This window comes from Streptomyces sp. 351MFTsu5.1 (genome assembly GCF_000383655.1).
Classification (GTDB): Bacteria; Actinomycetota; Actinomycetes; order Streptomycetales; family Streptomycetaceae; genus Streptomyces; species Streptomyces griseorubiginosus.
Genome location: NZ_KB911793.1, coordinates 181,588 through 195,429, shown reverse-complemented (window position 1 = coordinate 195,429; position 13,842 = coordinate 181,588). Strand labels below are relative to the sequence as shown.

Genomic DNA, 13,842 nt, shown 5'->3' with positions numbered 1-13,842 from the left:
GCACCGAGTTCCCCGTCGAAATCAGCCTCAGCCCCCTCGAAACCACCGACGGCCTCCTCGTCTCCGCAGCCGTACGCGACGTCAGCGAACGCAAGACCGCCGAAGAGCGCATCAACGAGCTCGCCGCGCTGGTCGAGTCCTCGCAGGACGCCATCCTCGCGAAGACCCTCGACGGCCGCATCACGTACTGGAACGCCGCGGCGCAGCGACTGTACGGGTTCACGGCCGACGAGGTCATGGGACGGCACGTGTCCGTCCTGGCCCCCTCCGCGAGGAGACACGAGATCACCGTGCTCCTGGAGCGGCTGCGCCAGGGCGAGAAGGTCGAGCACTTCGAGACGCTGCGGCTCACCCGCTCCGGGGCGTTGCTGGATGTCGACGTCACCCTGTGGCCCACCAGGGCGTCGGACGGTTCGGTCGTCGGGGCGTGCGCGATCGTGCGGGACATCAGCGACCGCAAGCGCGCCGAGGCGGAGCTGAAGGAGCTGTACGAGCAGCAGCGGCACATCGCCCTGACCCTGCAGCGCAGCCTGATGGGTACGCCGCCCGCCATCCCGGGCCTCGCCACCGCGAGCCGCTACCGGCCGGCGACCCAGGGAGCGGGTGTCGGCGGTGACTGGTTCGACCTGATCCCGCTGGGCGCCGGCCGCGTGGGCGTGCTGATCGGTGATGTGATGGGCCGCGGTCTGGAGGCCGCGGCCGTGATGGGTCAACTTCGTTCTGCGGCACACGCGTTGGCCAAGACCGGACTCCAGCCGCGGCAGCTGATGCAGGCGATGGACACCGTCGTCGCCGATCTCGACGTACCCGACCAGCTGGTCACCTGCTGTTATCTGGTCATCGCCGCCGACACGGGGGAGGTCACCATGTGTTCCGCGGGCCACCTGCCGGTTCTCGTCGCCGTCCCCGGTGTACCGACCCGGACGCTGCCGGCACCTGTGAACGCCCCCCTCGGTGTCGGTGGGGTGATCTACGAGCAGTGCTGCAGCACCATCGAGCCCGGCGCCACCCTGGTGCTCTACACCGACGGTCTGGTGGAAACCCCCGGAACCGACATCGAGGAGAAGCTCACCCAGCTCGTCGCCACCCTCGACGAGCTCCCGACCGCGGTACCCGACCTGGAGACCGCCGCCGACCATGTCCTGTCGACGCTGCTGCCGGACGCGGACGGCCACGACGACGTCACCTTGCTGCTGACCCAGTTGCCCGCAGCCCCGCTCGCCACGGCCACCACGGACCTGCCCGCCCTTCCCGAGTCCGTGCCGGCCGGCCGCGACTTCCTCAGCAAGGCGCTGAGCACGTGGTACTGCGCGGGTGCCGTCGACGACGCCCTCCTGCTGCTCTCCGAGATCCTCACCAATGCCGTACAGCACGCCCAGGGCCCTATCGGGGTGCACGCGTGCCGCACGGACACCGATCTCACCGTGGAGATCAGCGACCGCAGCCCCCAGTTGCCCCAGCCGCGCCTCGCGGCGGAGGACGAGGAGTCGGGACGTGGCCTGCTTCTCGTCCGTGCCCTCGCGGACGACTGGGGCGTGCGGCCGATGGACCACGGGAAGACGACCTGGTTCAGCCTCAAGCTGTAAGCGTCACAGGCGAGGCCGACGGGGACCCTCGGCTCACACCGCTCGCAGTCCGTGCTCCCGGAACTGCTCGCGCACGCGTTCCGTCAGTTCCGGGTCGGGCACGGGTGTGTCGCGCAGCGGGAAGTCGATCCCGAGGGCCTCGTACTTGTGGGAGCCGAGCTTGTGGAAGGGCAGGACGTCCACCCGGTCGACGTTGCCCAGCCCGGCCAGGAAGGCTCCGAGACCGTCCACGGCGGACGGGTCGTCCGTCCACCCAGGGACGAGGACGTAACGGATGTGCACGGGCACGCCCAGCCGGTCCAGGCGGGTGGCGAAGCTCAGCGTGGGGGCGAGACGGGCCCCGGTGAGCTGGCGGTAGGTGGCGGCGTCGAAGGACTTGATGTCCAGCAGCACCAGGTCGGTGTCGGCGAGGAGTTCGTCCGAGGCACGCCGGCCCAGGTAGCCGGAGGTGTCCAGCGCCGTGTGCAGTCCGGCCTCCTTGCAGCGACGCAGGAGGGAACCGGTGAACGCCGGCTGGAGCAGCGGCTCCCCACCGGTGAGGGTCACCCCTCCCCCGGCCGTGGTGAGGAAACCCCGGTACCTCTCGATCTCCGCCATGACCTCGTCGACCGAGGCCTCCCGCCCGTCACGCATGTGCCAGGTGTCGGGGTTGGCACAGTACCGGCAGCGCAGCGGGCAGCCGCTGACGAACAGGACGAACCGGGTCCCGGGACCGTCCACGCCGGTGGACAGGTCCCAGGAGTGCACCCGGCCGGTCGTCACGGCCGCCGTCGTGCCGTTCACAGCGACCCGTGGAAGGTACGGCTGATCACGTCGAGTTGCTGCTCACGGGTGAGCCGGACGAAGTTGACCGCGTAGCCGGAGACCCGGATCGTCAACTCGGGGTAGTTATCGGGGTGTTCCATGGCGTCCTCGAGCGTCGTCCGGCTCAGCACGTTGACGTTCATGTGGAAACCACCGAGGGTCATGTACCCGTCGAGAATCCCGACCAGATTGCCGGCCCGCTCTGCGAGGTCGTGGCCCAGCCCCTCGGGCGTGATGGTGGTGGTCAGGGAGATGCCGTCGCGGGCCTCCTCGTACGGCAGCTTCGCCACCGACAGGGCCGAGGCGACGACTCCGTGCCGGTCCCGGCCGTTCATCGGGTTGGCGCCGGGTGCGAACGGCGCTCCCGCGCGGCGGCCGTCGGGGGTGTTTCCGGTGTGCTTGCCGTAGACCACGTTCGAGGTGATGGTGAGGACCGACTGGGTGTGCTCGGCGCCGCGGTAGGTGGGGTACTGGCGCACCTTGGCCATGAAGGACTCCACCAGGTCGACGGCGATGCCGTCGGCTCGGTCGTCGTTGTTCCCGTACGCCGGGAAGTCGCCCTCGGTGCGGAAGTCGACGGCGAGTCCGGTGGTGTCCCGGAACACCTTCACCCGTGCGTGCTTCACCGCGGACAGGCTGTCCGCGGCCACCGACAGGCCGGCGATCCCGCAGGCCATGAACCGGTGCACGGGGTAGTCGTGCAGGGCCATCTCCAGGCGTTCGTAGGCGTACTTGTCGTGCATGTAGTGGATGACGTTCAGGGCGTTGACGTACGTGCGGGCCAGCCAGTCCAGGATGTGGTCGTAGGCCGCCGTCAGTTCCTCGTAGTCGAGGTACTCACCGGTCAGCGGGGGCGCGGCGGGCGCGACCTGTTCGCCGGTCATCTCGTCGCGGCCACCGTTGACCGCGTAGAGGAGCGCCTTTGCGAGGTTGACCCGTGCGCCGAAGAACTGCATCTGCTTGCCGACCGCCATGGCGGAGACGCAGCAGGCGATCGCGGTGTCGTCTCCGGTCCGGGGACACAGCAGGTCGTCGGACTCGTACTGGACGGCGCTGGTGTCGATCGACACCTGCGCGCAGAACTCCTTGAAGCCCGCGGGCAGTCGGGGTGACCAGAGCACGGTCAGGTTGGGTTCCGGCGCCGGGCCGAGGTTGTACAGGGTCTGCAGAAAGCGGAAGGAGGTGCGGGTGACCAGGGTCCGTCCGTCGGCGCCCATGCCGCCGATGGACTCCGTCACCCATGTCGGGTCGCCGGAGAACAGGGCGTCGTACTCGGGGGTGCGCAGGAAGCGCACGATCCGCAGCTTGATCACGAAGTCGTCGATCAGCTCCTGGGCCCGCTTCTCGTCGATGGTCCCGTCCTCCAGGTCACGCTGGAGGTAGACGTCGAGGAAGGTGGAGGTGCGGCCGAGCGACATGGCCGCACCGTTCTGCTCCTTCACGGCGGCGAGGTAGCCGAGGTAGAGCCACTGCACGGCCTCCTGGGCAGTGCCCGCGGGGTGCGACACGTCGCAGCCGTACGACGCCGCCATCCGCGTCAGCTCGTCCAACGCCCTGATCTGCTCGGCCAGTTCCTCCCGGTCGCGGATGACCTCGGTGGAGGATGCGCAGGCATCGAGCAGGGCACGCTCGGCCTTCTTGGCCCCGATCAGGCGATCCGTGCCGTAGAGGGCCACGCGCCGGTAGTCGCCGATGATCCGGCCGCGTCCGTAGGCGTCGGGCAGTCCGGTGATGACGCCTGCCTTGCGGGCGGCGCGCATCTCCGGGGTGTAGGCGTCGAAGACGCCGTCGTTGTGGGTCTTGCGGTAGGTGCCGAAGACCTTCGTCACGAAGGGGTCGGGCTCGTAGCCGTACGCCTTGAGGCCGCTCTGGACCATCCGCAGGCCGCCGTTCGGCATGATCGCGCGCTTCAGCGGGGCGTCGGTCTGGAGGCCGACGATCAGCTCACGGTCCTGGTCGATGTAGCCGGGGGCGTGCGAGGTGATCGTGGACGGGGTGGCGGTGTCCACGTCGAGGATGCCCCTGCGTCGCTCCTCGGGGAACAGGGCGCTGACCTTGTTCCACACGGCCAGCGTGCGCTCGGTCGGGCCGGTCAGGAACTCCGGGCCGCCGTCGTACGGCGTGTAGTTGGCCTGGATGAAGTCGCGTACGTCGATCCCCTCGCGCCAGCCCCGGCCGGCGAAGCCACGCCAGGCATCGGCGGGAGCGTCCAGGTCAGGACGGGTTGCCACGGTCATCACTGCCTCCGCATCGTTCGCGACGCCGCGCACGGACAGCTTCCGTGCGCGGCTCCACTGCCGATGCTCCTCGCGCGCCCTTCACCCGGGGCAGGGCCTGGGGGGACCTGTTGCCGCGCCGTACGGCCCTTCGGCGTTGGGACCTTTGGGCCGGGTCGCGGGCGGCCGATGCCCGGCGGTCAGGCGGAGATGTGCGGGCCGCTCAAGTGCCTCTTTGGTGGCAGCCGGTCGAGCGGGAGCACGTCAGGGCATCACCAGGGCACGACCCCGCCGTCGTCGAACATCTGACCGGTCGGGCCGTCGTCAGGCAGGGTCGCCAGCCTGACGGCGATGGCCGCGCCCTGCTCGGGGGTCCGCGTGCCGCTGAATCCGTTGAGGTCGGTGGCCACATAGCCGGGACAGGCGTTGTTGATCAGGATGTCGGTGCCGCTCAGTTCCTTGGCGTACTGGATGGTGACGGCGTTGAGGAAGGTCTTCGTCGGCGCGTAGGCCCCGCTGATCCCTCCGAGGTCGACGCCGGGCGTGGTCTGCAGCGTCAGAGAGCCGACATGGCTGGACTGGTTGACGATCCGCGGGTGCGCCGAGCGGCGCAGCAGCGGCAGCATCGCGTTGGTGACCCGGATGACGCCCATGACGTTGGTCTCCACCAGCCGCCGTACGGTTTCCAGGTCGACGGTCGAAGGCTCCTCCGGCCAGCCGCCCGCGACGCCGGCGTTGTTGACCAGCACGTCGAGGCGTCCCGCCCGCTCCTCTACCAACCGTGCGGCGGCGGTCACGCTCTCGTCGTCGGTTACGTCCAAGGGCACGGCGAACGCGTCGCCGCCTGCCGCGCGCAGTTTCGCCACGGCGTCGCTCCCGCGCTGCTCGTCCCGGGCGCCGACACCCACGCTCCAGCCCAACGCGCTCAGCCCGGCCGCGATCTCGTAGCCGATTCCCTTGTTCGCGCCGGTGACCAGCGCAATCGTCTTCTCGCTCATGAGACCGAGCATGGCTGCGCTTCGGCCGGGCACCAACACCGTCTCGGCAGTGCAGCGATACCCTGCCGGTATCGATCGGCTCCTCCCACGGTTACCGTGCCTGCATGGAACTACGCGAGCTGCGGTACTTCGCCGCCGTCGCCGAGGAGCTGCACTTCGGCAAGGCCGCCGAGCGTCTGGAGATGGCCCAGCCGCCCCTGTCCCGCGCCATTGCCCGGCTCGAACGACAGCTCGGGGTCACGTTGCTGGAGCGGACCAGCCGCAGGGTCACGCTCACCGAGGCCGGGGCGGTCCTGCTGTCCGAGGCACGTGCGATCCTCAGCGCGGTGGCCACTGCCGAGCGGCGTACCCAACAGGCCGCGCAGAGCCGCCCCCGTCTCGTCCTCGCCGTCAAGTCGGGCACCGCCGGCGGGTTGCTGGCCAAGCTCCTCGACGCCTACCGCGCGGAGCCCGGCGCGGCCACCGTCGACCTGCTGCTCTGCGAAGCGCATCAGCAGCAGGAACTGCTCCACACCGGGCGAGCCGACGTGGCTCTGCTGCATCTGCCCTTCGACTCGACGGCCGGACTCGACAGCGAAATCCTGTACACCGAGGGACAGGTGGCGATCCTGCCCGCCTCACACCGCCTCGCGGGCCGCTCCGAGATCCGGGTGGCCGAGGTCACCGCACTGCCGGAACTCCCGATGGCGCGCTGGCCGGACCACGACGGCAGCTACCCGGAGGGGCCGGGGCCGGAGGTGAAGAACCTGACCCAGCTCTTCCAGCTGATCGCGCTCGGCCACGCCACCGTGATCATCCCCGAGTCCGCCGGCGCCGACCTGCGCCGGGATCTCGCCGCCGTGCCGGTCCTGGACGCCCGGCCCGTGACAACCGTGATCGCTTGGCCCCCGCAGAGCCGCCTTCGCACAGCCGCCGACCTGATCCGGGTGGCAACGCGTCTTTGACGGGCCGCCCTGCATCCGCTCAGGTGGGACAGGGCCGACCGGTGCAGCGGCAAGCACTCCTGGGGCGGATCAGGGCTGAGGAGCAGGTCGCCGCCCAGGACTGCCTGTCCAGCGAGGCGGCCCCGCCGCCTGTCGCCGACCCGCACGACACCGCGCCGGGGGTGGCCGCGCAGATGGCACAGGTGCACAGCCCGTCCGTCACGACCGGTTCTCGTCCGCGCATTCGGGCCCGCGCAGACGCCGAGGACCGTCGAGTCGGTCGTGGACCATGTCCGGGCTTTCCACAGCCACATCGCCCAGCGCGGCGCCCCCGCAATCCGTACCCCGATCCCTTGCCCCGCGCCCCGGTCACCCTTCGAAGCGGTAGCCCATGCCGGGCTCGGTGATGAGGTAGCGGGGGTGGGAGGGATCCGCTTCCAGCTTTCGGCGCAGTTGGGCCATGTAGACCCGGAGGTAGTTGGTCTTGTTGCTCTGGGTGACGCCCCAGACCTCCTGGAGCAGCTGCTTCTGGGTGACGAGTCGCCCTGGGCTGGTGACCAGGATCTCCAGCAAGTGCCACTCCGTGGGGGTCAGGCGTACGTCGCGGCCGTCCCGGTGCAGTTTCTTGGCGAGCAGGTCGACGGTGAAGTCCGCCGTCTCGACGAGCGTCACCCCTGAGGCGAGCGGAGTCTCCTCGGTGCGTCGGGCGGCGGCCCGCAGCCGGGCCAGAAGCTCCTCCATGCTGAACGGCTTCGTGACGTAGTCGTCGGCGCCGGCGTCCAGGGCGGCGACCTTCTCGTCGGAGCCCTGACGGGCGGACAGCACGAGGATCGGCACGCGGGTCCAGCCTCTGAGCCCCTTGATGACGTCGAGGCCGTCCATGTCGGGGAGGCCCAGGTCGAGCATCACCACGTCGGGCTGCCGGGCGGCCACCAGCCGCAACGCGGTGGCGCCGTCGGGGGCCGCGTCGACCCCGTACCGGCGTGCCTGGAGATTGATGATGAGGGCCCGTACCAGCTGCGGGTCGTCCTCGACCACCAGCACCCGTGTCATCGGCGTGCGCCTTCCTGTCGTACGTCTGGTCACGTACCTGCTCATGACGGCGGGAGTCGGTGCACCCGGATCGTGTCCGGGTGCACCGACTCCCCCGGTGGGTCGGGTGACGCCATCAGCTCCTGGCCGCCAGGGCCTTGAGCGCGATGTTGAGTTCGAGGACGTTCACGCGGGGCTCCCCGATGAAGCCGAGCGTGCGGCCCTTGGTCTGCTCGTCGACCAGTTTCTGCACCTGAGCCACGCTCAGGCCGTTGCGCAGGGCGACCCGGTGGACCTGGAGGTCCGCGTAGGCCGGGGAGATGTCCGGGTCGAGGCCGGAGCCGGAGGAGGTGACGGCGTCCGCGGGTACGTCGGACGCCTTGAGGGTGTAGCCGGGCACCGAGTTGTCCTTGACGACGGCGGCCTGGGCGGCCTTGACCTGCTGGACGAGGACCTTGCTGTCGGCGGAGAGGTTGGTGGCCCCGGACAGGATCAGCTTGTACCGGGTGTTGACGCTGTTGGTCCCGAGGCCGTTCTGCGGGCGGCCCTGGAACCACTTCAGGTCCGGCTCCGGAGTCTCCTGCCCCTTCTTCAACGGCAGGTTGTACGACTGCCCGATGAGTGAGGACCCGACGACCTTGCCGTCGGCCCTGATCTCCGAGCCGTTCGCCTTGTCGTGGAAGAGGGCCTGGGCGACACCGGTGACGGCGAGCGGGTAGAGGACACCGGTCACCAGGGTCAGTACCAGCAGGGCGCGCAGTCCCGCCCCCAGCAACCGGCCTGTGTTCGATACGAGGTTGTTCATGGCCTTCAGCCGATCCCGGGGATGAGGGAGATGAGCAGGTCGATGAGCTTGATGCCGATGAAGGGGGCGATCAGGCCGCCGATGCCGTAGATGGTGAGGTTGCGGCGCAGCATCTTTTCCGCGCTGACCGGCCGGTACTGCACGCCCCGCAGAGAGAGCGGCACCAGCGCGATGATGATCAGCGCGTTGAAGATGACCGCGGACAGGATCGCGGAGTCCGGCGAGGACAGGCCCATGATGTTGAGCTTGTCCAGGCCGGGGTAGACCGCCGCGAACAGTGCCGGGATGATCGCGAAGTACTTCGCGACGTCGTTGGCGATGGAGAACGTCGTCAACGCGCCCCGGGTGATGAGGAGTTGCTTGCCGATCTCGACGATCTCGATCAGCTTGGTCGGGTTGGAGTCGAGGTCGACCATGTTGCCGGCCTCCTTGGCGGCCGACGTGCCGGTGTTCATGGCCACGCCGACGTCCGCCTGTGCGAGGGCCGGGGCGTCGTTGGTGCCGTCACCGGTCATCGCGACGAGCTTGCCGCCTGCCTGCTCCCGCTTGATGAGGGCCATCTTGTCCTCGGGCGTGGCCTCCGCGAGGAAGTCGTCGACGCCCGCCTCCTCGGCGATCGCCCTGGCGGTCAGCGGGTTGTCGCCCGTGATCATGACGGTCTTGATGCCCATGCGGCGCAGCTCGTCGAACCGCTCCCGCATGCCCTCCTTGACGACGTCCTTGAGGTGGATGACGCCCAGGATCCGCGAACCGTCGGTGTCCTCCACGGCCACGAGCAGCGGAGTGCCGCCGGCCTCGGAGATCCGGTCGGCGGCCGTCTCCGCGTCCGCGGCCACCCTGCCGCCCCGCTCCTCGACCCACTTGATGACCGAACCGGCCGCGCCCTTGCGGATCCTGCGCCCGTCCACGTCGACACCCGACATGCGGGTCTGCGCGGTGAACTCGACCCACTCGGCGCCTGCGAGTTCGCCCTGGTGGCGCTCGCGCAACCCGTACTTCTCCTTCGCCAGTACGACGATGGAGCGACCCTCGGGTGTCTCGTCGGCCAGCGAGGAGAGCTGGGCGGCGTCCGCGACCTCGGCGTCCGTCACCCCGCTGACCGGTACGAATTCGGACGCCTGTCGGTTGCCCAGGGTGATGGTGCCGGTCTTGTCGAGCAGCAGTGTCGAGACGTCGCCGGCCGCTTCGACCGCGCGGCCCGACATGGCCAGGACGTTGCGCTGGACGAGACGGTCCATGCCCGCGATGCCGATCGCGGAGAGCAGGGCGCCGATCGTGGTCGGGATCAGGCAGACGAGCAGGGCGACCAGCACGACCATCGTGAGGTGGGTGCCCGCGTAGTCCGCGAACGGCGGCAAAGTCGCCACGGCGAGCAGGAAGACGATGGTCAGCGAGGCGAGCAGGATGTTCAGCGCGATCTCGTTGGGCGTCTTCTGCCGGGCCGCGCCCTCGACCAGGTTGATCATCCGGTCGATGAAGGTCTCGCCCGGCTTCGTCGTGATCTTGATGACGATCCGGTCGGAAAGGACCTTGGTGCCGCCGGTGACGGCGCTGCGGTCGCCGCCGGACTCCCGGATGACCGGGGCGGACTCGCCGGTGATCGCCGACTCGTCGACCGAGGCCACACCCTCGACCACGTCACCGTCGCCGGGGATGATGTCCCCGGCCTCACAGACGACCAGGTCACCGATCGTCAGCTCGGTGCCGGGCACCTGCCCCTCGGAGCCGTCCTTGAGCAGACGGCGCGCCACCGTGTCGGTCTTGGCCTTGCGCAACGTGTCGGCCTGGGCCTTGCCGCGCCCTTCGGCGACCGCCTCCGCGAGGTTCGCGAAGACGACCGTCAGCCACAGCCAGGCGCTGATGGTCCAGCCGAACCAGTCCCCCGGGTCCTTGAAGGAGAACACCGTGGTCAGCACGGACCCGATCCACACCACGAACATCACGGGCGACTTGACCATGACCCGCGGGTCGAGCTTTCGGAAGGCGTCCGGCAGCGACTTCAGCAGCTGCTTGGGGTCGAAGAGACCCACGCCGACACGGCCCTCGGGAGGCCTGTGCCCGGTGGGCGCGTCCTGGTGGGGCGCAAGGGTGGGAGTGGACATCTCGTCACTTTCCGTACGGGTGCTCATGACGCCAGCCCCTCGGCCAGCGGGCCCAGCGCCAGGGCGGGGAAGTACGTCAGACCGGTGATGATCAGGATCGCGCCCACCAACAGGCCCACGAACAGCGGCTTGTTGGTGCGCAGGGTGCCCGCGGTCTCGGGGACGGGCCGCTGCTCGGCGAGCGAACCGGCCAGCGCCAGCACGAACACCATCGGCAGGAAGCGGCCCAGCAGCATCGCCACGCCGAGCATGGTGTTGTACCAGTCGGTGTTCGCGTTCAGGCCCGCGAAGGCCGAGCCGTTGTTGTTGGCGGCCGAGGTGAAGGCGTACAGCACCTCGGAGAAGCCGTGCGCACCGGAGTTGAGCATCGAGTGCGGCGGGGTCGGCAGCGCCATGGAGATCGCGGCGAGCACGAGCACCAGGGCTGGGGTGATGAGGATGTAGCAGGCCGCCAGTTTGATCTCGCGGGTGCCGATCTTCTTGCCCAGGTACTCGGGCGTACGGCCGACCATCAGCCCAGCGATGAACACCGCGATGACCGCCATGATCAGCATTCCGTACAGGCCCGAGCCGGTACCGCCCGGCGCGATCTCGCCCAACTGCATGCCCAGGATGGTGATGCCGCCGCCGAGCCCGGTGAAGGAGGAGTGGAAGGAGTCCACCGCTCCCGTCGAGGTGAGCGTGGTGGACACCGCGAAGATCGACGAGGAACCGACCCCGAAGCGCACCTCCTTGCCTTCCATCGCACTGCCGGCGATCTGCAACGCCGGTCCGTGGTGGGCGAATTCGGTCCACATCATCAGGGCGACGAAGCCGACCCAGATGGTGGCCATGGTCGCGAGGATCGCGTAGCCCTGCTTCACCGAACCGACCATGACGCCGAAGGTACGGGTCAGCGAGAACGGGATCACCAGCAGCAGGAAGATCTCGAAGAGGTTGGTGAACGGCGTCGGGTTCTCGAACGGGTGGGCCGAGTTGGCGTTGAAGTAGCCGCCGCCGTTGGTGCCGAACTCCTTGATCGCCTCCTGCGAGGCGACCGCGCCACCGTTCCACTGCTGCGAGCCGCCCATGAACTGGCCGACCTCGTGGATGCCGGAGAAGTTCTGGATGACTCCACAGGCCACGAGCACGATCGCGGCGATCGCTGCACCGGGTACCAGGATCCGGATCGTGCCGCGCACCAGGTCGGCCCAGAAGTTGCCGAGTTCACCGGTCCGGGACCGCGCGAACCCTCGTACGAGGGCCACGGCGACGGCTATGCCGACAGCGGCGGAGACGAAGTTCTGCACGGCGAGGCCGGCCGTCTGGACCACGTGGCCCATGGTCTGCTCGCCGTAGTACGACTGCCAGTTGGTGTTGGTCACGAAGGACACGGCCGTGTTGAACGACTGCGCCGGATTCACCGAGTCGAAGCCGAGCGAGCCGGGGAGGACACCCTGGAGCCGCTGGAGCAGGTAGAGGAAGAGAACACCGACCACCGAGAAGGCGAGGACACCGCGCAGATACGCGGTCCAGGTCATCTCGGCGTCGGGGTTGGCACCGATGGCCCGGTAGGTCCACTTCTCGACACGCCAGTGCTTGTCGGAGGAGTACACCTTCGCCATGTAGTTGCCGAGGGGGATGTAGGCGAGAGCCAGCGCGCCGATGAGGGCGAGCAACTGGAGGACGCCGGCGAGCACGGGACCCATGTCAGTTCTCAGAACCTCTCCGGGAAGATCAGGGCGAGGACCAGGTAGCCCAGCAGGGCGACGGCCACGATCAGGCCGACGATGTTGTCCGCGGTCACAGCTTGGTCACCCCCTTGGCGACGAGAGCCACCAGCGCGAAAGCCGCGGCTGTGATGACGACGAAGGCCAGATCGGCCATCGCGAACTCCTAGGAAAGGTTCGGACGAGAAACGGACAGCTAGAGCAAACCCCGGACCTGGCCGGATTCGGCCGGCCGTTGACGGCTCCCTTACGGCGGCCCCCACACCTTTGACGGCACCTTTACGGCCGCGCCCCAGAGCCCTCGCAGCCCTGACATCCCTGACAGCCTTGACAGCCCTCACAGCAGCCTGAATCTCAGTCGGCAGATGACGGCGTCCGTCTCCCGCCGTACCGCGTGGGCGACGACCGCGCCGCGCTGGTTCTGCAGCAGCCGCTGCCACAACCGCTCCGGCTCGGCCTCGGGGATCAGCACCGTCACCCGGGTGACCGGCTCCGCCGCGGCGACCTCGCGGACGTAGGCGGCGATCGGGCGGCCCAGAGAACGGTGCTCGCAGGACAGCCGTACCAGCTCGACCCCGGGGTCCCACTTGGCCCAGGCGCGCTCCAGGACGTGCAGAGCGGCCCGGTCCTCGGGGTCCGGGTAGCAGACGGTCACCGCGCGCCCTTCGTCGCCGAGGTCAGGGCCTCCGACGTCAGCCGGGACAGGGAGGAGACGGGGACGATCACCAGGGACCGCTGGCGGTGCGGTGGCTCGGGGACACGGCCCAGACCCAGCCGTTCGCCGATCCGGCCGTACGCGCGGTGGACGGCGACGAAGGCCACGACCAGCAGGGGCAGCGCGATCACGACCAGCCAGGCGCCCTCGCGGAACTTCTCCAGGGTGACGACGACCGTGGCCACGCCGGTGAGCGCGGCCCCGAAGCCGTTCAGCAGCGCCTTGCCCCGCCATCCCGGGTTCCGCTCCAGGCGCCAGTGCCGGACCATGCCGACCTGCGCGATCGTGAAGCCGACGAAGACTCCGATGGCGAACAGCGGCACCAGGGTGTTGGTGTCGCCGCCGGAGAACACCAGCAGCGCGGCGGAGACCGCGGCCAGTGCCAGTACCCCGTGCCGGTGCACCTGCCGGTCCCCCTTCAGCGCGAACACGTGCGGCAGGTAGTTGTCCCGGGCCAACAGCTTCAGCAGCACCGGCAGCCCGCCGAAGGACGTGTTGGCCGGCACCGCCGCGAGGTCCAACTCCTCGAACTGTCCCCCGCGGCACTCGCAGCTCGCCCGGGGCACGACCTCCAAGGCGTCCAGCATGGCCTCGATGCGCGGCCGGCCGTGGCATTCGGCGAAGCCGACCACGACGTCCGCGCCGCGGGCGGCCCGGCGCCGGCCCTCGTCGAGCATCCGGTAGGTCTTGCCCACCCCGGGTACCGCCCCGAGGTGGACCTTCAGCCGTCCGGGCCGTACGTCATCACTCATCGCCGCCGACGCGCTCCGCTCACTGGCTCAACTCCCACGGGAGGCGGGTCACTTCTCCCCCGACGCCTCCTACCGAAGCGCGTCCGGGGGACGGCCGGAGCGTCCGTTGGCGCTTCCTTGGCGTCCGTCCCGGGGACCTTGACACTGTCTTGACATCGACGGGACCGCTAGGGTGAACGCGGTGTGCCGGGAAGTCTGGT

General features: G+C 69.4%; 10 protein-coding genes and 1 pseudogene. 2 read left to right on the top strand and 9 right to left on the bottom strand.

Annotated elements, in window-relative coordinates; all coding sequences use genetic code 11:
• The coding region (locus tag H295_RS43970) for an ATP-binding SpoIIE family protein phosphatase (protein ID WP_020139799.1) at window positions 1-1,586 on the top strand (1,586 nt) is incomplete at its 5' end.
• Window positions 1,587-1,619: 33 nt separating this feature from the next.
• On the opposite strand, the gene pflA is transcribed toward H295_RS43970, so the two are convergent.
• From pflA to H295_RS0133845, 3 genes are all read right to left on the bottom strand, one after another.
• A complete protein-coding gene (gene pflA, locus H295_RS0133855; RefSeq protein ID WP_020139798.1) occupies window positions 1,620-2,369 on the bottom strand; it encodes a pyruvate formate-lyase-activating protein in 750 nt (249 codons plus the stop codon).
• Window positions 2,366-4,627: a formate C-acetyltransferase gene (gene pflB, locus H295_RS0133850; protein ID WP_020139797.1), complete on the bottom strand. Its 2,262-nt coding sequence runs from the start codon at window positions 4,625-4,627 to the stop codon at window positions 2,366-2,368. The genes pflA and pflB overlap by 4 nt, the downstream gene beginning before the upstream one ends.
• Before the next feature lie 251 nt (window positions 4,628-4,878).
• The gene (locus H295_RS0133845; RefSeq protein ID WP_020139796.1) at window positions 4,879-5,616 is read right to left on the bottom strand and encodes an SDR family oxidoreductase; all 738 of its coding nucleotides are present in this window, start codon (window positions 5,614-5,616) and stop codon (window positions 4,879-4,881) included.
• 92 nt (window positions 5,617-5,708) lie between these two features.
• On the opposite strand from H295_RS0133845, the gene H295_RS0133840 reads away from it, so the two are divergent.
• On the top strand, window positions 5,709-6,548 hold the full coding sequence (locus H295_RS0133840; protein ID WP_020139795.1) for a LysR family transcriptional regulator: 840 nt from the start codon (window positions 5,709-5,711) through the stop codon (window positions 6,546-6,548).
• A 348-nt stretch (window positions 6,549-6,896) separates the two neighbouring features.
• On the opposite strand, the gene H295_RS0133835 is transcribed toward H295_RS0133840, so the two are convergent.
• The 6 genes and pseudogenes from H295_RS0133835 to H295_RS43960 form a co-directional block, all read right to left on the bottom strand.
• On the bottom strand, window positions 6,897-7,580 hold the full coding sequence (locus H295_RS0133835; RefSeq protein ID WP_020139794.1) for a response regulator: 684 nt from the start codon (window positions 7,578-7,580) through the stop codon (window positions 6,897-6,899).
• A gap of 115 nt (window positions 7,581-7,695) precedes the next feature.
• Window positions 7,696-8,364 (bottom strand): potassium-transporting ATPase subunit C, encoded by a 669-nt coding sequence (locus H295_RS0133830; RefSeq protein WP_020139793.1) that lies wholly within the window; start codon window positions 8,362-8,364, stop codon window positions 7,696-7,698.
• A 5-nt stretch (window positions 8,365-8,369) separates the two neighbouring features.
• Window positions 8,370-10,493: a potassium-transporting ATPase subunit KdpB gene (gene kdpB, locus H295_RS0133825; protein ID WP_028809998.1), complete on the bottom strand. Its 2,124-nt coding sequence runs from the start codon at window positions 10,491-10,493 to the stop codon at window positions 8,370-8,372.
• Window positions 10,490-12,154: a potassium-transporting ATPase subunit KdpA gene (gene kdpA, locus H295_RS0133820; protein WP_020139791.1), complete on the bottom strand. Its 1,665-nt coding sequence runs from the start codon at window positions 12,152-12,154 to the stop codon at window positions 10,490-10,492. The genes kdpB and kdpA overlap by 4 nt, the downstream gene beginning before the upstream one ends.
• An 8-nt stretch (window positions 12,155-12,162) precedes the next feature.
• Entirely contained in the window at window positions 12,163-12,252 is a 90-nt protein-coding gene (gene kdpF, locus H295_RS45050) for a K(+)-transporting ATPase subunit F (RefSeq protein ID WP_020139790.1), read from the bottom strand.
• Between the two features lie 260 nt (window positions 12,253-12,512).
• Window positions 12,513-13,642, bottom strand: a pseudogene (locus tag H295_RS43960) (amino acid permease).
• Between the last annotated feature and the right edge of the window lie 200 nt (window positions 13,643-13,842).

Excerpts from the sequence above, each read along its gene's own strand:
- pflB (WP_020139797.1), bottom strand. The coding sequence starts at position 4,627 with ATGACCGTGGCAACCCGTCCTGACCTGGACGCTCCCGCCGATGCCTGG.
- H295_RS0133845 (WP_020139796.1), bottom strand. The coding sequence starts at position 5,616 with ATGCTCGGTCTCATGAGCGAGAAGACGATTGCGCTGGTCACCGGCGCG.
- H295_RS0133840 (WP_020139795.1), top strand. The coding sequence starts at position 5,709 with ATGGAACTACGCGAGCTGCGGTACTTCGCCGCCGTCGCCGAGGAGCTG.
- H295_RS0133835 (WP_020139794.1), bottom strand. The coding sequence starts at position 7,580 with ATGACACGGGTGCTGGTGGTCGAGGACGACCCGCAGCTGGTACGGGCC.
- H295_RS0133830 (WP_020139793.1), bottom strand. The coding sequence starts at position 8,364 with ATGAACAACCTCGTATCGAACACAGGCCGGTTGCTGGGGGCGGGACTG.
- kdpB (WP_028809998.1), bottom strand. The coding sequence starts at position 10,493 with ATGAGCACCCGTACGGAAAGTGACGAGATGTCCACTCCCACCCTTGCG.
- kdpA (WP_020139791.1), bottom strand. The coding sequence starts at position 12,154 with ATGGGTCCCGTGCTCGCCGGCGTCCTCCAGTTGCTCGCCCTCATCGGC.